14 protein-coding genes are annotated in these 17174 nt (G+C 72.4%); 9 read left to right on the top strand and 5 right to left on the bottom strand.

Going from position 1 to position 17174, the window contains the following annotated elements; all coding sequences use genetic code 11:
* Positions 1–199: 199 nt before the first annotated feature.
* Together ACGF3I_RS05175 and ACGF3I_RS05170 are read right to left on the bottom strand one after the other, a co-directional pair.
* Complete coding sequence (locus ACGF3I_RS05175) at positions 200–1369, bottom strand: macrolide family glycosyltransferase (RefSeq protein WP_393129707.1); 1170 nt, start codon at positions 1367–1369, stop codon at positions 200–202.
* Between the two features lie 83 nt (positions 1370–1452).
* Entirely contained in the window at positions 1453–2106 is a 654-nt protein-coding gene (locus tag ACGF3I_RS05170) for a CatB-related O-acetyltransferase (protein ID WP_393129214.1), read from the bottom strand.
* Between the two features lie 98 nt (positions 2107–2204).
* Here ACGF3I_RS05170 and ACGF3I_RS05165 point away from each other — a divergent pair, with 98 nt between their 5' ends.
* Positions 2205–2831 carry a TetR/AcrR family transcriptional regulator gene (locus ACGF3I_RS05165; protein ID WP_393129213.1) on the top strand — a complete coding sequence of 209 codons (627 nt, stop codon included), beginning with the start codon at positions 2205–2207 and terminating at the stop codon, positions 2829–2831.
* Positions 2832–2868: 37 nt separating this feature from the next.
* On the opposite strand, the gene ACGF3I_RS05160 is transcribed toward ACGF3I_RS05165, so the two are convergent.
* Together ACGF3I_RS05160 and ACGF3I_RS05155 are read right to left on the bottom strand one after the other, a co-directional pair.
* Positions 2869–5814 carry an AAA family ATPase gene (locus tag ACGF3I_RS05160; protein ID WP_393129212.1) on the bottom strand — a complete coding sequence of 982 codons (2946 nt, stop codon included), beginning with the start codon at positions 5812–5814 and terminating at the stop codon, positions 2869–2871.
* Positions 5815–6029: 215 nt separating this feature from the next.
* Positions 6030–8195 (bottom strand): M4 family metallopeptidase, encoded by a 2166-nt coding sequence (locus ACGF3I_RS05155; RefSeq protein WP_393129211.1) that lies wholly within the window; start codon positions 8193–8195, stop codon positions 6030–6032.
* Between the two features lie 104 nt (positions 8196–8299).
* Between ACGF3I_RS05155 and ACGF3I_RS05150 the strand changes: the two genes are divergently transcribed.
* Positions 8300–8557 (top strand): hypothetical protein, encoded by a 258-nt coding sequence (locus tag ACGF3I_RS05150; RefSeq protein WP_393129210.1) that lies wholly within the window; start codon positions 8300–8302, stop codon positions 8555–8557.
* Between the two features lie 140 nt (positions 8558–8697).
* Positions 8698–9555: an ANTAR domain-containing protein gene (locus ACGF3I_RS05145; RefSeq protein WP_393129209.1), complete on the top strand. Its 858-nt coding sequence runs from the start codon at positions 8698–8700 to the stop codon at positions 9553–9555.
* Positions 9556–9739: 184 nt separating this feature from the next.
* Here ACGF3I_RS05145 and ACGF3I_RS05140 read toward each other — a convergent pair whose 3' ends face one another.
* Positions 9740–10189, bottom strand: a complete 450-nt coding sequence (locus ACGF3I_RS05140; protein ID WP_393129208.1) for an SRPBCC family protein — start codon at positions 10187–10189, stop codon at positions 9740–9742.
* A gap of 241 nt (positions 10190–10430) precedes the next feature.
* Between ACGF3I_RS05140 and ACGF3I_RS05135 the strand changes: the two genes are divergently transcribed.
* From ACGF3I_RS05135 to ACGF3I_RS05110, 6 genes are all read left to right on the top strand, one after another.
* Positions 10431–10850, top strand: a complete 420-nt coding sequence (locus ACGF3I_RS05135) for a phage holin family protein (protein ID WP_393129207.1) — start codon at positions 10431–10433, stop codon at positions 10848–10850.
* The gene (locus ACGF3I_RS05130) at positions 10847–11221 is read left to right on the top strand and encodes a DUF3618 domain-containing protein (RefSeq protein ID WP_393129206.1); all 375 of its coding nucleotides are present in this window, start codon (positions 10847–10849) and stop codon (positions 11219–11221) included. The genes ACGF3I_RS05135 and ACGF3I_RS05130 overlap by 4 nt, the downstream gene beginning before the upstream one ends.
* Positions 11218–11484: a DUF4235 domain-containing protein gene (locus ACGF3I_RS05125; RefSeq protein WP_393129205.1), complete on the top strand. Its 267-nt coding sequence runs from the start codon at positions 11218–11220 to the stop codon at positions 11482–11484. The genes ACGF3I_RS05130 and ACGF3I_RS05125 overlap by 4 nt, the downstream gene beginning before the upstream one ends.
* Positions 11485–11675: 191 nt before the next feature.
* Positions 11676–13226: a M23 family peptidase gene (locus ACGF3I_RS05120; RefSeq protein ID WP_393129204.1), complete on the top strand. Its 1551-nt coding sequence runs from the start codon at positions 11676–11678 to the stop codon at positions 13224–13226.
* 65 nt (positions 13227–13291) lie between these two features.
* A complete protein-coding gene (locus tag ACGF3I_RS05115; protein WP_393129203.1) occupies positions 13292–14953 on the top strand; it encodes a peptidase M23 in 1662 nt (553 codons plus the stop codon).
* A 183-nt stretch (positions 14954–15136) separates the two neighbouring features.
* Positions 15137–17152 (top strand): glycosyl hydrolase family 32, encoded by a 2016-nt coding sequence (locus tag ACGF3I_RS05110; protein ID WP_393129202.1) that lies wholly within the window; start codon positions 15137–15139, stop codon positions 17150–17152.
* The last annotated feature ends 22 nt before the right edge of the window (positions 17153–17174 follow it).

Below are 17174 nucleotides of genomic sequence, written 5' to 3'. Positions count from 1 at the left end.
CATTGGCCACGGTACCGGGGTGATCGTTTCAGGCCGCGCTAACGTTCGCCTAACCGCCGTCGGCGCAAGGGGCGAAATCCGGACCGGGCACCGGTTCCCGAGGCGTGAGGCGCTCGGGCAGGCGGCATGCGGGGCAGGTGGTGCAGGAGCGCGCGGCCGTGCCGGCGTCGCCGAGCGGGGTGGAGATGCGGCGCCGGCCTCAGAGCCCGGGGTCTTCGGCGGCGGTCAGGACGGCCTCGATCAGGTCGGCGGCGCGCTGGGTGCCGCCCTCGGCCCGGGCCGCGGCCCGCAACTGCTCGGACCGGTTGACGCGTTCCGGATCCGTGACCAGGTCGTCCAGAGCCGCGCGGAGGGTCTCCGCCGTGGCGTCCGCGGTGTCCACACGGCGGGCGACGCCGAGTTCCACGAGCCGGTCGGCGTTCATGAACTGCTCGGCTCCCTGCGGGACGGCGATCATCGGAACGCCGGCGAGGAGCCCTTCGCCGCAGCCGCCCATGCCGGCGTGGGTGACGAAGGCGTCGGCCTGTTCCAGGATCGACCGCTGCGGGACCCAGGAGTGCACTTCGACGTTGGGCGGGACGGCGCCGAGTTCCGCGGGGTCGGTGTACTTGCCTATTTGCAGAACGACGTGCCAGCCGGGCAGGCCGCCGAAGGCGGCGATGCACTGGCGGTAGAACGCGGGTCGGTTCGTGTATGCCGAACCGAGCGAGACGAGCAGTACCTTGTCCGCGCCGGCCGGGCGTGTCCAGCCGCCCGTGTCCGCCCGGGTGTCGAAGCAGGGTCCGACGAAGGTCACCGTGTCGGCGTCGACCCGGTCGGCGTGCGGCTGCATCGCGCGCGGGATCAGGGCGAGGGTCCGGGAGGGCGGGCCGCAGAACGCGTCCACGTCCGTGGTGGTCGCACCGCAGTCGGCGAGCCACCGCGTGAACCTGTCCCGGTACGCGTCGGCGCCCGGCAGCTTGCGCAGCTGGGCGCCGACCTCCTCCTGATAGCCGTCCCAGCCGACGAACGTCGGGGACAGCTGCACGAGGGGACGGCCCTGGGCCTCGGCGAGGGCCCGTCCGGCATGGGCGCCGATGTCGTAGAGGTACAGGTCGGCCGGATCGTCGTCGTAGGCGGCGCGCAGCTGGGGCAGCGCCTGGACGGCGTCGTCGAGGAAGAGGCTCGCCGCGGCGATGGGATCGGCGGGCCAGTTGTTGTCCGCGACGGGCAGCGTGGAGGTGCAGGGCACCAGCTCCGCGCCGGCGGACTCGATCCGGTCCGCCACGAACGGGTCGTTGGCGTAGGTGACCCGGTGTCCGCGGGCCACCAGCTCCCGGATGAGCGCGAGACCGGGCAGGACGTGGCTGACGATGGGGACGCCGACCATCGCGATGTGGGCGGGGCGACGGGACAAGGGCGATCACTCGATTCTGGCGCGGGACGGGCGGGCGGGAAGGCGAGGTCTCGGGATCAGGGCCGCTCGGTCTGCGCGGCGGCCTCCTCCAGTTCGGCGACGGTTCCCGACATGATCGTCCGCACGTGCCTGGTGATGTGCCGCACGGGCCAGTCCCACCACGCCACGTCGAGGAGCCGGGCGATGTCCGCCGCGTCGTAGCGGGTGCGGATGAGCCGGGCCGGGTTGCCGCCGACGATGCCGTAGTCGGGAACGTCACCGGTGACCACGGCGCCGGCGGCGACGATCGCGCCGTGACCGATGCGCACACCGGGCATGACCGTGGCGCCGTGGCCGAACCACACGTCGTTGCCGACGACCGTGTCGCCCCGGCCGGGCAGGTCGGTGATCAGGTCGAAGTGCTCCGTCCAGGGCCCTCCCATGGTGGGGAACGGGAAGGTGGACGGGCCGTCCATGCGGTGGTTGGCGCCGTTCATGAGGAACCGGGTGCCCGTCCCCAGCGCACAGTACTTGCCGATGACGAGCCGCTCCGGACCGTAGTGGTACAGGACGTTGCGCGTCTCGAAGGCGGTCGGGTCGTCCGGATCGTCGTAGTAGGAGAAGTCACCGACCTCGATCAGCGGCGACTTCACGAGCGGCTTGAGCAGCACCACGCGCGGGTGCTCGGGCATCGGGTGGAGCACGGTGGGATCAGCGGGCACGGGCGGCATCGAGGAGGCGGTTCCTCTCCAGTGAGTCCAGAGCGACAACTGTCGCGTTAAGATGCTGGCACAGCCTTGGCCCCTGATCAACCGGATACCGAATGCCGATGACAGACCCCCATGACACGACGCCGGACCGCCGTCCGGGTGGGCGCACCGCCCGGGTCCGCGCCCAGGTCCTCGACGCGGTACGCGCCGAACTCGCCGAACGCGGTCACGAAGGACTCACGATGGAGGGCGTCGCGACGAGGGCCGGCGTACACCGCGCCACGGTCTACCGGCGCTGGCGCGATGTCGGCGGCCTGCTCGTCGACGTCATTTCCGCCGCCGGGGAGATCGACTGGCAGCCGCCGGACACCGGCTCGCTGCGCGGCGATCTGACGGCCCTCAACGGGGAGATCCAGGAGTCACTGGTCGTACGGCCGTCGCTCGCCGTCGCCCTGATGGCCGCCTCCTTCCACTCCGAACAGGCCGCACGGGCCCAGACGCAGCTGTGGGCGGACCGGTACGCCCAGTGCGAGATCCTCGTCGAGCGCGCCGTCGAGCGCGGCGAACTCCCCGCACCGCACCCGGACGCGCGGAGCCTGCTGATCGCGGCCACGGCTCCGCTCTACCACCAGCTGGTGCTCCTGCGCGCCGACCCGGACCCGCGGCTGCCGGAACGAGCCGCCGAGGCAGCGGTGCTGGCGGCCGCCGGGGGTGCCTTCCGCGTCCGGCGGGAGGAGGGCGTGTGATCCCGTACCGCCAACTCGGGGGAGGGGGACGGGCGTTCTATGCCGTGGGTCGCGCCATCATCACCATGCGGGTGATCTCCACCCGCGACTTCGCGCCCAGCTTGCGATAGGCCCGGGTCAGGGCCGCCTCCACGGTCTTCACGCTGACGACGAGGCCCGCCGCGATCTCGCGGTTGCTGGCGCCCTGCGCAACGCGGGCGACCACGCTGCGCTCGGTCGACGTCAGACGGTCCGACCAGGAACCGCCGTCCGGCAGGCCTGCCGGACCGTCCTGGACGCGGTCGCGTTCGGCGCGGGTCATGGCGATCCAGGGGCGGGCGTCCGCCTTGGTGAAGAGGCGCAACGCCCCGGCGTAGGCGGACCGGGCGGCCTCCTCGTCGCCGAGCAGGCGCCGCACCCGGCCGAGCGCCACCCGGCTGCGCGCCTCCTCCAGGAGGTGCCCCGTCGCCCGTAGCCGTACGGTGGAGCCTTCCAACTTCCTTACTGCGAGGGCCAGTTCGCCCCGCTCGACGTCGACCGCCGCACTCGCGCGGTCCAATGTGGCGAGGATGCCGAGCCGGCCGAGGCGCTCCGCCTGACGCCGGGCCGCGGCGATGACCGCAGCCGCCTCGTCCGGCGCGCCGTCGGCCGCCAGGGCCTCCGCGAGGTCGGCGTGCCAGCGCCGCGTCGCCGGGTCGCCCTGGCCCTGGGCGGTCTCCAACTCGGCAACTCGAGCGAGGAGTTCGACCGCCTGGGAGCTCTGCCCGCTGAACAGCCTGACCCGGCCCGCCGCGTGCAGTGCCCGGGGCAGGAAGAGCCGGTCGTCGTCGTCCTCGCTGTACCGGCGGGCCGTCTCCGCCGCGCTCAGCGCCTGACGGAGGCTGCCGCCGGCCGTCTCCGCGAGCGAGACCGCGTACCAGGCGGGGCCCTGGCTGAGACCTGCCTCCTCGACGATGCGCAGGCTCTGCCGGGCGATGTGCAGGGCAGGTCGGCAGCGTCCGCGCTGGATCTCGACCTGGGCCAGCCCGATCAGGCACTGGCTCAGACTGTCGGCCGAGCCCCGCTGGCGCAGCCGGTAGACGAGGGTGCGCAACTCGGCCCGCGCGGCGTCGAGTTCGTCCCGTACCAGATGGAAGCGGTACTTGAGGTAGACGGGCCCGTTGTGATGCGTCATGGCGTGTACGTCGTGCGGCGCCGCGAGGGCCGCGGCCAGGGTCGACTCGGCCCGCGGGTTCCCCAGGAAGAGTTCGAGGGCCGCCTGCTGGGTGAGCGCCATGAGCTCGGTCCTGCGGTCGCCGGTGCGGGCGGCGAGTTCGGCGGCGTGGGCCGCGTGGGCGTGGGCGCGCGCGGCGGAACCGCCCACCATCCAGGCGCGCCAGCTCATCCGGTAGTGCAGCTGGGCCAGCAGTTCGGGGTCGCCCGCCGCGTCCCGCACCGCCTCGGGGAACACATCGGCGATCTCGGCCATGGCCTGGCCGCAGGAGTCGATGACGACGTTCCAGGCGCGCACCCGGTCGGCGGGCAGGTCGGCCGCGCCGAGCACCTCGTGCGCGAGCTGCCGGGCGAAGTCGAGGTCGCCGGCCTCGATCCCGTCCTCGGCGGCGGTGAGCCGGCGGTCGGTGTCGACGGCGGCCTGACCGGCCGGCGTGTACTCGGCGGCCAGCCGCCCCAGCCGCGCCGCCGTTCCGGGCGCACCCCGGCGGCGGGCCGCCGAGGCGGCCGCGGCCAGCCGGGTCGCCACCACCGGATCGGGGCCCGCCGCGAGCCGGGCCAGGTGATGGGCACGCTCCACGGCGTCGTCGCTCGCCCCGGCGAGTGCCCGGTGCGCCTCCATCAGACGGTCGTACGCGGTCGCCGAGCGCAGCACCAGCGGCGTGAGCGGATCGAGGAACGCAACGGTGCCGTGGTCCGAGGCCGACAGGACGCGGACGATGCCGCGCCGGGCGCAGAGGTCCAGATCGGACGCGGCCTCTTCTCGGCCGGCCCGGCGCAGCAGCTCCACGGTGGGCCGCGCGGCGGCGCCGGCCAGGACCAGCGTGTGCCGGGCGCCGGGCGGCAGCGCGTCGAGCCGGTCGAGGACGGGGCGGCGCAGTGACTCGGGCAGCGGGAGGGGTTCGTCCGGGCCGGGCGGTCCGGCGCCCTCCGTCCGTACGCGTTCGTCGAGTGCGGCGCTGAGCTCCAGGGCGATGCGGGGGTTGCCGCCGCTCGCCTGGTGCAGGCGGGCCATCAGCGGGCGGGGCCAGGAAGGATGGTCGTGGCGCTCCAGGAGTTCGGCGAGCTCGTGGGCGGTGAGCGGGGGCACCAGGATCCGGCGGGCCGGGCGCGGGCACAGGTCAAGGGCGTCGCCGTGGGCGCCGGTCAGGCCGATCGGCGCTCCCGCCCCGTCGCCCGTACGCAGCGCGGCGAGTACGGCGAGCCCCGGATCGGCGCGCCGGGCGAGGTGGTCGAGGACCTGGGCCGTGGGGCGGTCGAGCCACTGCGCGTCGTCCACGACCAGCAGGACGGGAGCGTCGCGGCGCAGCAGGGCGAGCACCTTGCGCACGGCGATCCGCAAGACGAGCGCGTCACGCCCGGCGGCGCCACCGGGCCCGCCGAGCGGGTCCGCGCCGAAGGGGCACGGACCGCGGAGCAGGGCGGCATCGAGGACGGCCCGCTCGTGGACGGCCAGGGCGGCGAAGGTGTCGTCGGACACGCCGGTCAGCAGGTCGATGAGCCCGAGGAAGGGGCTGTCGCGGTCGGCTGGGGAGGGTGCGCAGCGCAGGATCCGGTGGCCTCGGGCACCGAGGTCCGCGGTGAGCCGGGAGATCACCGTCGTCCTGCCGATGCCGGCGGGGCCGGTGAGCAGGACGCCGCCGGGGCCGCTGAGGTGGTCGCGGACGGTGTCGCACAGGGCGCCGCGCTCGACGGGCCCGGGTCCGGTCGGCGTCGTGGGCCAGGGCGGGGCGGGCGGGCACGAAGGCGTGGGCGGCCGGGTGCCGGACGGCACGGTGGTCGGCTCGATCATCGCAAGCCCCTTACGCCACAGCCTCGTTCACGTGTCAGACGTCCAGCACGAACCCGCCATTCATGGTGCCGCGCCGAATGTAGGACCGCTCTCGGGCAAAGGTCAAGACCAATCGAGCAGGGCCGCCACTGGCCCCGGGAACGCGGACCGGGCCGTCGGTCGAGTGACCAACGGCCCGGCGGCGCGGGGAAGTTGCTGTGATCAAGCGGGAAGGATCAGCAGGCGCCACCGTCCTTCCAGACCGCCCAGGACCCGGGCGCACCCGGAGTGGCACCGGTGGAGTACCAGGTCGAGGACCACGTGTGGCCGTTGTACGCCACCTGGTCACCCGGCACGTAGCTGGTGGACGCGTTCCAGGCGGGGATGTCGCCGCAGCCCTGCGGCGGGTTGCCGCCGCCGGTGATCGTCCAGGTGAAGGACGTCGTCCCGGTGGCGTTGTCGGTGTTCTTCGCGGTCACCGTCACGCTGGACGTGCCGGCGGTGGTGGGGGTGCCGCTGATGAGGCCGGTGGCCGAGTTGATCGACAGGCCGGCGGGCAGCCCGGTCGCGCTGTAGGTGAGGGTCTCGCCCCCGGGGTCGCTCGCCTGGATCTGGAGGGAGGCGGCCGTGCCCACGGTGCCGTTCTGGTTGCCGGGGTTGGTCACCGAGGGCGCGCCCGGCTGGCTGTTGCAGCTGCCGGGGACGGGGTCGGTGCCGGTGACGCTGACGGCGGCCCAGGCGGCGTCGATGGTGTTGTACTCGGTGCAGTGGGCGCCGTAGAGGTCGGCGGCGGCACGCAGCGAGTCGGTGCGGGCCTGGTGGTAGTTCTCGCTGCTGTTGGCGTACGAGGCCAGCGCCTTGTACCAGATCTTGGCGGCCTTGTCGTTGCCGATGCCGGTGACCGTGGAGTTGTTGCACGTGGGGCTGTTGCCGTAGCCGTGGTCACCGCTGCCGACGGCGGCGAGGAAGAACCAGTGGTTCAGCGGGCCCATCGAGTAGTGCGGGTCGAGGCCGCCGTTGCTGCTGTTCCAGCAGTTCGGGGACGAGCCGTCGAGGGAGGGGTTGTACATGTAGCGCAGCGGGCGGTTGTCACCGCTGATGTTGATGAGCTCGCCCATCGTGTAGTCGGGCTTGTCGACCGGGTTGTTGGCGTAGAACTCCACCATCGTGCCGAAGATGTCGCTGGTGCCCTCGTTCATGCCGCCGGTCTCGCCGGTCTCGTCCCAGCCGGTGAGCGCGCCGCTCACGCCGTGGCTCATCTCGTGCCCTGCCACGTCGAGTTCGACGAGCGGGCGCTGGTTGCTCTGGCCGTCGCCGTACGTCATCTGGGTGCCGTCCCAGAAGGCGTTCACATACGCGTTGCCGTAGTGGGTGCGCGAGGGCACGCCCCGGCCGTCGCCGAAGATGCCGTTGCGGCCCTGCACGTTCTTGTAGTAGTCGAACGTCTCCGCCGCGCCGTAGTGCGCGTCGGCGCCGGCGGAGGCGGGGTCGCTGGTGGAGCCGTTCCCGAAGGTGCCGCTCGAACTCGTGAAGACCGAACCGGTGCCGCTGGTGGCGTGGTTGAGGTTGGTCGTGTACCCGTTCCCGTGCGACGGGTCCTGCAGGGAGTAACCGCTGCCGCTCTGCGTGACGTCGAGGGTGACCCGGCCGCTGTAGATGGACTGACCGGTTCCGGCGACCGTCGGTGCGGCGGCCCTCGCCGCCGCACCGACCTTCGAGGCGGAGGCGTTCGCGGCCCCCTCGGCGGCGAACGTGCTCACCTCGTCTTGGGTCCGTACGACCGTGCCGGTACGGGCGTCCACCAGGACGTGCAGGCGGCTCGGGGTCTGGTCGGCGCGGGTGCCGCTCACGACGGTCTCCCACACCAGCGCGGCGTCGGCGCCTTCCATCTGCACCGCGAGCCGGGGCGTCGAAGCCGCGTCGACGTGGCCCTTGAACGCGCCCCGTGACACCTTCGCGGCGTCGGCGGCGGCCAGTCGGGGCACGGTGGAGACGGCCCCCGAGGTCTGGGACCCGGTGGCCAGCGACTGGTAGGCGCCGTCCTTCCTCAGCCGCACCACGACGTCGCCGCCGTAGGCCGCGAGACCCTTGTACGTGCGGTCGAAGCGGACGGTGGCGGAGCCGTCCCGGTCGACCACCAGGTTGCGGACGGAGAAGGCGTCCCCGTCCGCCGTGTGGGCGGCACTCGCGTGGGCCTTGAGTGCCTTTTGCGCGGCGTCCACCACGCGGCTGCGGACGGCGGGTGCGGGATCGGCCGTGTACGGCGCCGCGGCGAACGCGCCGGGGCCCGTCGGCGAGGGGGACGGTGCCGGTGCGGCCGTGGCGGCGGGCAGCGCCATCGCGGATGCGGACACACAGGCCAGCGCGATCGTGAGGACTCTCGCGGCTCTTGGTATCTCCATAGGAGTGGGGGTTCCTTTCGCTTCGGACGTGCGGGCGTCCGCCGATGACGCACGGGGAAGGCGGGGAGCGGCGGACAGGTGCGGGTGGGCCGGCGGCGCGGCTCGTGGCGGGAACCGCACCGACGCACGAGTGTCCGCAGCACCCGGACACGGGCACCAGGCACTGGGCGAAGGGCGAGGGATTTCCCTATGCGGGGCGGGGGAGTTGGGCTGCGAAACCGGCGCTGCTCCTCATCGACGACCACGAGGACAGCCCCCTCGCGCTCGGCCACGCCCTGGCCCCGCTCGGCCGCCGGCTCGATCGGACCCGCGACGTGCCGGTGCTCCTGATCACCGGCACGGGACGCGACGACCGGGTGTAGGAATCGTGACCGGGGGCAGCAGGAAACGTGTCCAGACCACGCCTGCCGGAGGTTCCCCCAAGGAGACCTGTGGTGCGCGGGCTCGACAGAACAGTTGGGATGCGGCCGGCCCGCGCCGGCCATCATTCGGAAGGACCCGCATGACGGACAACCCCGCTCCCGTGCCCCGGGAAGTGGCCGTCCTGAGAGAGGAACTCGCGCGGCTGCGCGAGGAGGCCCACCACTTGCGGGCCCAGGTCCGCACCCGGCCCTTGATCTCCCACGCCCAGGGGATCCTGGAGGAGCGTTACCGCCTGCCCGACGCCGAGGCGGCCTTCGCCCTGCTGAGACTGGCCTCACAGCACTACAACGTCAAACTCCGGGTGCTGGCCGAGGCGGTGACCCGGGCGCCAAGACCCGAGGGCCGCGGCAGCCACTGGCTGCCGGGTCCCTCGCCCCAGGCGCCGCCTCCGCTCGACTCCATCGGCCTCGACGCGTCCGGCCAGGCCGACCGCACCGACGTGCTGCGCGACACCCTCACCCAGACGCTGGCCGTCGTCGGCGCCGGAATGGGGAACGTCCAGATCGCCGACCCTGCCGTGCAGGAGCTGCGCATCGTGCGGCACACCGGGCTCGACGCGCGTTTCGTGGCCCACTTCGCCGTCGTCGGCGCGGGCAGCACCTCATGCGGCCGGGCGGCCGAGGCGCTCGAACTGGTCACCGTGCACGACGTGGCCGACGCCCCCGTCTTCAACGACCGGGACCGCCGGGCCATCCTGCTCGCCGGCAGCCGGGCCTGTCACAGCGTCCCGCTCGTGGACGAGGAGGGCATCTGCCGGGGTGTCGTGTCGGCCCACTTGGAGTGCCCCACCAAGGACTTGCATCCGGCCCAGGTCAAGGCGCTCGAAGCGGTCGGCCAGGAGGTCGGCCGGTGGCTCGGGTGGCAGGAGCGCGGGGTGGTCCGGCAGGCGCTGGAACATCTGCACCTGCTGGGACGCCAGAGCCAGGACGGCGCCTGAAGCGCTCCCGAACGGCGCCCGCGGCGAAGGCCGCGCGTGCCGGGGGCGGGGCTGCCGGGGTCGGACGCGAGTTCCCGCCGCCAGGGACGGGTCGGCAGATGACCTCCCACCGCCGTCGGAAGATGACCTCCCACCGCCGGGGCCGGGGCCGGGAGATGCGCCCCCCGGCCCGGCCCCGCCCGGCTCACACCTGACCGCGCCAGCCACCGGTCTCCGCGCCCCGGCCCTCGATGTACGACTTGAAGCGCTTGAGGTCCTGGGTGACCTGGCGCTTGACCACGCCGAGCATCTCCGCCGTCTTCTCGGCGGCCCCATGGGGCTCGTGCTCCATCTGCAGCATCACCTTGGTGGTCCGGTCGTCCAGCCGGTGGAAGGTGACCACGCCGGCCTGACGGACCTCGCCGTCCACCGTCGTCCAGGCCACCCGCTCGTCCGGGATCTGCTCGACGACCTGCGCGTCGAACTCCCGGGACACCCCGTCGACCTTCGTCACCCAGTGCGTCAGCGTCGGCGTCCGCTGTTCGATGCGCTCCACGCCGCCCATGAACCGCGGGAACTCCTCGAACTGGGTCCACTGGTTGTAGGCGACGCTGACCGGGACGGCGACCTCGATGGATTCCTCGACCTTGGACATGTCTGCGATTCCTTTCGCCGTGTTCGTCTGCGGTGTCCGGCCCGCGTACCCGAGCCACCGGTGCGTACACGTCGGGTTCGGGCCGGGCGGCGCGCGGGCGTCGCATCCCGGCCGCGCGACCCGCCCCGCCCGGCGGAGGGGACGGGTCCGGAAGCGCGATCGCACGGCACCGGGCGGGATGGCATCGCCGCAGCCGGGTACCCGCGCCGCGCAGGGCCGAGGAATCAGGAGGCGACACACCATGACCACCCCAGCGTCCCGGCACGGCACGGGCAGCCCGTCCGAACCGGTCAACGAACTCGTCCAGCGTGCCTCGCATCAGCTCACCGAGCTGGTGCGGGCCGAAATGCGGCTCGCCCAGGCCGAGTTGAAGGAGAAGGGCAAACGGTACGGAAAAGGGGGCGGCCTGTTCGGCGGCGCGGGACTGACGGGGTTCCTGACGCTCCAGGCGCTGGTCATCACGGCCATCTGCGCCCTGGCCGTACCGCTGCCCGCCTGGTGCGCGGCGCTCATCGTGACCGCCGTACTCGGACTCGTCACCGCCCTCCTCGCCCTGAGCGGCAAGAAGGAGGTGTCCCGGGGTGGGCCGCCCGCGCCCCGGGAGACCGTCGAAAGCGTCAAGTCGGACGTGGCGGAGATCAAGGAGAGTGCACGGCGATGAACCAGTCCCCCGACGAGGGTTCCCCCGCACCCAGCCGCGAAGAGCTGGGCCACGACGTCGAGCAGGCACGTCACGAACTCGGCCGCACCGTCGAGGCGTTGGCCGCCAAGACCGACGTCAAGGCACGCGTGCACGACCGGGCGGGCGAACTCAAGGAGCAGGTCGAAACGCGCGTGGCCGAACTGTCCGGCGAGGTGAGGGCGGTGGCTCAGGCGGTGCAGGAGAAGCTGCCGGAACCGGTGAAGCACCAGGCCGTCGTGGCCGGGGGGCAGCTGCGCTCCACGGCCGGCCGGCGCGTGGCGGCGCTGGTCGTCGTCGGCGGCACCACCGCGTGGCTGCTGCTGCGCCGTCGGAACCGGAGGCGCGCATGAACGCGGTGAAGATCGTCTACAAGCCGGTCGGCCTCACGCTCGGCTTCGCCGGCGGCATCCTGGCCCAGCAGCTCTTCAAGCGCGTCTGGCGCCGGATCGACGACGACGGCGACGCGCCGGAGGCCACCGACGAGGACCGCACCTGGCAGGCGGTGCTGCTCGCGGCGGCCCTGCAGGGCGCGATCCTCGCGGGTGTACGTGCGGCCGTCGACCGGGCGGGTGCCACGGCCACGCGCCGCGTGACCGGAACGTGGCCCGGCTGAGAACCGCCGCACCACCCGGCCCCTCGTCGGGCCGTGTCGCGCCGGGCCCCGGATGACCTCCGCGGCCCGGCGCGACGCGTGTGCGCCCGCGCCGCTGCCCGACGCCTCTCGGCCGGCCAGCTCTCCTTCGATTCCATCGGCATTTCATCGGCACTCCCTACCGTCGGTCGGCGACGAACGGGGAGGTTTCGATGACGCTTTTGAGATCGTGGCTCGGCAGGTGTCTGCTGCTGTTGTTGGCGGGCGTGGTCACGGCGGGCGTGACCACGCCCGCGGCCGCGCGCACGGCCGAGTCCTCCGACCGCGGCGGACCGATCACCCGGAGCGAGGTGATCTGGCGGGCCCAGGCGTGGGTGGACCTGGCGCCCCGGTACGACCAGCACGGTTCTGCCCCCGGGCCCGGCGGCGACTACGACTACCGCACCGACTGCTCGGGCTACGTCGCCATGGCCTGGCACCTCGACGCCAACCCCAACACCCAGGGGCTGCCCGGCTTCTCCCATGAGATCCGACGCGACGAGCTGCGCGCCGGCGACGTCCTGAACTCGTTCTACGACCACGTGCTGATCTTCCACGAATGGCTGGACGACCAGGGCGGCTTCTCGTACTACAGCTTCGGCGGTGGCAGCAGCACCATCGACCCTCCCGGCCACTTCCGCACCAACATCAACAACGCGACACTCGACGGCCACCCCAACGGTGACTATCAGGCGCTCCGCTACAACAACATCACCGAGGAGTCGTCGGCTCCCCGACCGCATCCGTACGGGTCGGGTCGTGTGGTGTCGGGGCGTTCTGCGGATGGTCGGTTGGAGAGTTTCGCGGCGGGTGCTGATGGTGTGTATCACGCGTGGCAGACGTCGGTGAATGGTGGTTGGTCGGGGTGGCGGTTCGAGGGTGGGCCGCGCAATGCGCAGTTGGCGGTGGCGTCGAATGCGGATGGCCGGTTGGAGTTGTTCGCTCTGTCGGATGCGACGTTGGACCATATGTGGCAGACGGGTCCGAGTGCGGGTTGGTCGGGTTGGGAGAATTTCGGTACGGGTGGGTATCGGTTGGCGGCGGGGAGTAATGCCGATGGGCGGATCGAGGTGTTCGCTTCGAATGCGTCGGGTGTGTTCCATCGGTGGCAGTCGGCGCCCAGTGGTGGGTGGGCCGGTTGGGAGGGTGTGGCGGGTGGTCCTGCCAATTCCCGTTTGGCGATGGAGAATGCGGCGGACGGCCGTCTTGAGGTGTTCGCGTTGTCGGACAGCACGTTCGGGCATCTGTGGCAGACCGGTGTCAACGGCGGCTGGTCGACCTGGGACGAATTCGGCACGGGCGGCCATGATCTGACGGCCAATCACAACACCGACGGGCGGCTCGAAGTGTTCGCGTCGAACGCCACGGGCGTGTTCCACCGCTGGCAGACCGGACCGTCCAGCTGGTCGGCCTGGCAGGAGACGAACGGCCCGGCGAACTCCGAGCTGACCTCGGACCGCTCGGTCGACGGCCGCGTCGAGGTCTTCGCCATCAACGCCACCACCGCCGCCCACACCTGGCAGACCGACCCGAACGCGCCCTACGCGGCCTGGGAGAACTTCGGCACCGGCGGCACCGAGATCAGCGCCGGCCACAACGCCGACGGCCGCATCGAGGTCATCGCGACCAACAGCACCGGAGTCTTCCACCGCTGGCAGACGGGCTTCGCCGACTGGTCCGCCTGGGGCTGGCTCGGGGATTCCGCCGGACCCGGCATCGGATGACATCCGCTTCCCCTCCTGTCCCCTTTCCCCACACCAAGTCCCCCTCCACACCAGAGAGTTCCGCCATGTTCAGAAGACGTTTACGCCGTGCATTCGGCAAGATGGCCCTCGCGACCGGAATCGGAGCGTCGGTCGTCGGGCTGACGGCCACGATGGCGCTCGCCGCGCCCTCGCCCGTCCCGCCGCCCGGCCCCGACCGGGCCGGTGTCTCCCACTACTTCAGCGGTCCCCAGGGCTTCGCGATCCCCACCGTGCCCTGCGACCCGGCCGGCCCCTCGGCCGCCGACGGCATCATGGCCGACCAGCTCAACCCGCAGCTGCACGCCAAGATGGCCGGCTATCTCGACGCGTACAAGATCTCCTGCGCGCGCATGGTGACCCAGGCCGTCAAGGACCGCGGGCTCAACCCCCGCGCCGCGGCCATCTCCCTCGCCACGATCATCGTGGAGAGCAGCATGAACAACTACGCACAGGCCGTGGACTACACCAGCCTCGGTCTCTTCCAGCAGCAGGACTGGTGGGGCACCCGCGAGGAGCGCCTGAACCCGGCCCACGCCACCAACGCCTTCCTCGACCGCATGGAACAGCTCTACCCGGGCGGCGCGTGGAACAACGAGGAGATCGGCGAGGTGTGCTGGCACATCCAGCAACCGCGCGAGGACCTGCGCGGCCTGTACGCGATCGAGGCCGACGACGCGGCCCTCATCGCCAACGCCCTCTGGAACGGCATGACGGCAGGGCCCCCGCATCCGTACGGGTCGGGTCGTGTGGTGTCGGGGCGTTCTGCGGATGGTCGGTTGGAGAGTTTCGCGGCGGGTGCTGATGGTGTGTATCACGCGTGGCAGACGTCGGTGAATGGTGGTTGGTCGGGGTGGCGGTTCGAGGGTGGGCCGCGCAATGCGCAGTTGGCGGTGGCGTCGAATGCGGATGGCCGGTTGGAGTTGTTCGCTCTGTCGGATGCGACGTTGGACCATATGTGGCAGACGGGTCCGAGTGCGGGTTGGTCGGGTTGGGAGAATTTCGGTACGGGTGGGTATCGGTTGGCGGCGGGGAGTAATGCCGATGGGCGGATCGAGGTGTTCGCTTCGAATGCGTCGGGTGTGTTTCATCGGTGGCAGTCGGCGCCCAGTGGTGGGTGGGCCGGTTGGGAGGGTGTGGCGGGTGGTCCTGCCAACTCCCGTTTGGCGATGGAGAATGCGGCGGACGGCCGTCTTGAGGTGTTCGCGTTGTCGGACAGCACGTTCGGGCATCTGTGGCAGACCGGTGTCAACGGCGGCTGGTCGACCTGGGACGAATTCGGCACGGGCGGTCACGACGTGGCCGTCAGTCACAACCAGGACGGCCGTCTTGAGGTCTTCGCCTCCAACGCCTCCGGTGTGTTCCACCGCTGGCAGACCGGTCCCACCACATGGTCGCAGTGGACGGGCACCGGCGGCATCACCAACGCCGAGCTGACCACCTCGCGTTCGATCGACGGCCGGGTCGAGGTGTTCGCCATCAACGCGGACACCGCGAGCCACGCCTGGCAGACCCGTCCGAACGCGGAGTACGCGGCCTGGGAGAACTTCGGCACCGGCGGCACCGAGATCGGCGCGAGCAACAACGCCGACGGCCGCATCGAGCTGTTCGGCACCAGCCATGCCGGGGTCTACCACCGGTGGCAGACCGGCTTCAGCACCTGGTCGGAATGGGGCTACCTCAACGACTCGGGTCCGGCCGTCAACTAGGCACGTCCCGCAGGCCTTTCGCGGCTGACCCGCATGCACGGGACGGCCCGCGAAAGGCCCGCGGCGGCACCGAACCAGGCGACCGGACACGGGTGCGGACCGGTCGTCCCGCCGCGCAACACCGCGGGCAGTCGATTTCCCGCCGCGGGCGCCCCGCGGCCGACACGGAAACGGATGACGCACGTGCGAAGTCGCCAACCGATGGGGGCGCGGGTCCTGTTCGCCGTCGTCGTCCTGCTGCTGGGGTTCGCCCTGCCCGCGACCGGCCCGGCCCTCGCCACGACACGCCCCGCCGTCACCCCGCCCGGCGCGTCCCCCACCTCACCCGGTCCCGGCACCGTCGCGGCCGGCCCGCCGCGGGTGGGTGCCGCGCCGTTCGTGCGGGTCTACGACCCGAGCGTGGGGGAGTCGGCCCCGTGGTACCTCAACGACCACACGTTCATCCAGGACGCCCAGGGCCTCTGGCACCTGTTCGGCATCACCCACGCGGAACCCGCCGACGACCAGGACGAGACCACCTTCGCCCATGCAACCGCCCCCGACCTGCTCGGCCCGTGGACCAAGCGCCCCGTGGCGCTGACCGCTGACCCGGGCGCGGGCGAGACCCATCTGTGGGCCCCGCACGTGATCAAGGACGGCTCGACGTACTACATGTTCTACGCGGGCGGCGGCCCCGACTCCGCCAACTCCGCGATCAGTCTGGCGACTTCGACGGACCTCTTCACCTGGACCCGGCACCCGGGCGGCCCGCTGTTCCGGGACGGGTACGAGGCCCGCGACCCCATGGTGGCCCGGGTCGGCGACCAGTGGGTCATGTACTACACGGCCACCTCGGCGCCCGGCGGGGGCAACCACGTGGTCGCCTACCGCACCAGCGCCGACCTCGTGCACTGGAGCGCACGGGCGATCGCCTTCACCGATCCGACGAGCGGGCGCGGCGCGGGCAACACCGAGTCGCCGTTCGTGGTCCGGGCCGACGGCGTCTGGCACCTCTTCCTCGGACCGCGCGGAGGCTATGCCGGCACCGACGTGTTCTGCGGCCCCGACCCCCTGCACTTCTCCGCCGACCAGCTCTGCGGGCACGTGTTCAGCCATGCGGCCGAGGTGATCAACACCGGCGGCCGGTGGTGGATCAGCGCCGCGGGCTGGGGGCGGCGCGGCGTGTGGCTCGCGGGCCTCGACTTCGCCACGGGAAGCCGGCAGTACGCGGAGGAGGCCGCGTCGGACCCCGCCGAGCGGGTGGTGATCGTCTCCGGTGCGGACGGCCGACAGGAGGCCTTCGCCGCCGGACCCGACCAGGTGTGGGGGCGCTACCAGACCGGCGTCAACGGCCCGTGGTCCGACTGGTATCCGTTCGGAGGGCCCCGGTCGGCGACGCTGTCCGCGGCCCGCGACGTCGACGGTCGGCTCGAACTGTTCGCGTCCGGGGAGGGCCGGGTCGACCACCGGGCCCAGTCCGCGCCCGACGTGTGGCAGGACTGGGAGAACTTCGGCACCGCCGCGCACGACCTCACCGTGGCCCAGAACGCCGACGGCCGCCTGGAGGTCTTCGCCAGTGGATCCCAGGGCGTCTTCCACCGCTGGCAGACCGCGCCGGGCGGCGCCTGGGCCGGCTGGGAGGCATTCGGCGGCCCGGCCGACGCGGTGATCGCCACCGGCCGTGACGCGAGCGGCCGCATCGAAGTCCTGGCCGCCGCGCACGACACGGTCCACCGCCGCCACCAGGCCGTGCCGAGCGGCGGCTGGGCGGACGGGTTCACGCAGTTCGGGACGGTCCCGGGCGTCCAGCACCTGGCACTCGGCCGGCGCCCGGACGGCTCGCTCGACCTGCTCGCCGCCGGCTCGGCGGGGCTGTCGCGACGCGTGCAGAGCGGCACCGCCGGGGACTGGTCCGCGTGGTCCGCCTTCGGCGGGCCGTCCAACGCGCGGGTCCATCTGGGCCGCAACGCCGACGGAAGGATGGAGGCCTTCGCGACGACCCCCACCTCGATGGCACACCGCTGGGAGAACGGCGCGGGGTGGTCGGCGTGGGAGGACTTCGGGCCCGGCGCGTCCGGATCCGCCTTCGGCACCAACGCCGACGGCCGCACCGAGGTCGTCGCCGGCGCCCCGGCCGGCCCGCTCAGCGGGCGCTACCAGGTGGTGCCGAGCGGCAGTTGGTCCGCGTGGACGGCGATCGGGGGGCCGTCAGTGGGGTGACCCCGGCGGCCCCGCGGAACCG

Origin of the sequence: Streptomyces sp. NPDC048111 (assembly GCF_043202815.1) — a bacterium.
In the GTDB taxonomy this organism is placed as follows: domain Bacteria; phylum Actinomycetota; class Actinomycetes; order Streptomycetales; family Streptomycetaceae; genus Streptomyces.
Note: the sequence above shows the minus strand (reverse complement) of the source record. Positions and strands in the feature narration are given on the sequence as shown.

Excerpts from the sequence above, each read along its gene's own strand:
- ACGF3I_RS05165 (WP_393129213.1), top strand. The coding sequence starts at position 2,205 with ATGACAGACCCCCATGACACGACGCCGGACCGCCGTCCGGGTGGGCGC.
- ACGF3I_RS05175 (WP_393129707.1), bottom strand. The coding sequence starts at position 1,369 with ATGGTCGGCGTCCCCATCGTCAGCCACGTCCTGCCCGGTCTCGCGCTC.
- ACGF3I_RS05140 (WP_393129208.1), bottom strand. The coding sequence starts at position 10,189 with ATGTCCAAGGTCGAGGAATCCATCGAGGTCGCCGTCCCGGTCAGCGTC.
- ACGF3I_RS05130 (WP_393129206.1), top strand. The coding sequence starts at position 10,847 with ATGAACCAGTCCCCCGACGAGGGTTCCCCCGCACCCAGCCGCGAAGAG.
- ACGF3I_RS05170 (WP_393129214.1), bottom strand. The coding sequence starts at position 2,106 with ATGCCGCCCGTGCCCGCTGATCCCACCGTGCTCCACCCGATGCCCGAG.
- ACGF3I_RS05120 (WP_393129204.1), top strand. The coding sequence starts at position 11,676 with ATGACGCTTTTGAGATCGTGGCTCGGCAGGTGTCTGCTGCTGTTGTTG.
- ACGF3I_RS05155 (WP_393129211.1), bottom strand. The coding sequence starts at position 8,195 with ATGGAGATACCAAGAGCCGCGAGAGTCCTCACGATCGCGCTGGCCTGT.
- ACGF3I_RS05145 (WP_393129209.1), top strand. The coding sequence starts at position 8,698 with ATGACGGACAACCCCGCTCCCGTGCCCCGGGAAGTGGCCGTCCTGAGA.
- ACGF3I_RS05160 (WP_393129212.1), bottom strand. The coding sequence starts at position 5,814 with ATGATCGAGCCGACCACCGTGCCGTCCGGCACCCGGCCGCCCACGCCT.
- ACGF3I_RS05135 (WP_393129207.1), top strand. The coding sequence starts at position 10,431 with ATGACCACCCCAGCGTCCCGGCACGGCACGGGCAGCCCGTCCGAACCG.
- ACGF3I_RS05125 (WP_393129205.1), top strand. The coding sequence starts at position 11,218 with ATGAACGCGGTGAAGATCGTCTACAAGCCGGTCGGCCTCACGCTCGGC.
- ACGF3I_RS05115 (WP_393129203.1), top strand. The coding sequence starts at position 13,292 with ATGTTCAGAAGACGTTTACGCCGTGCATTCGGCAAGATGGCCCTCGCG.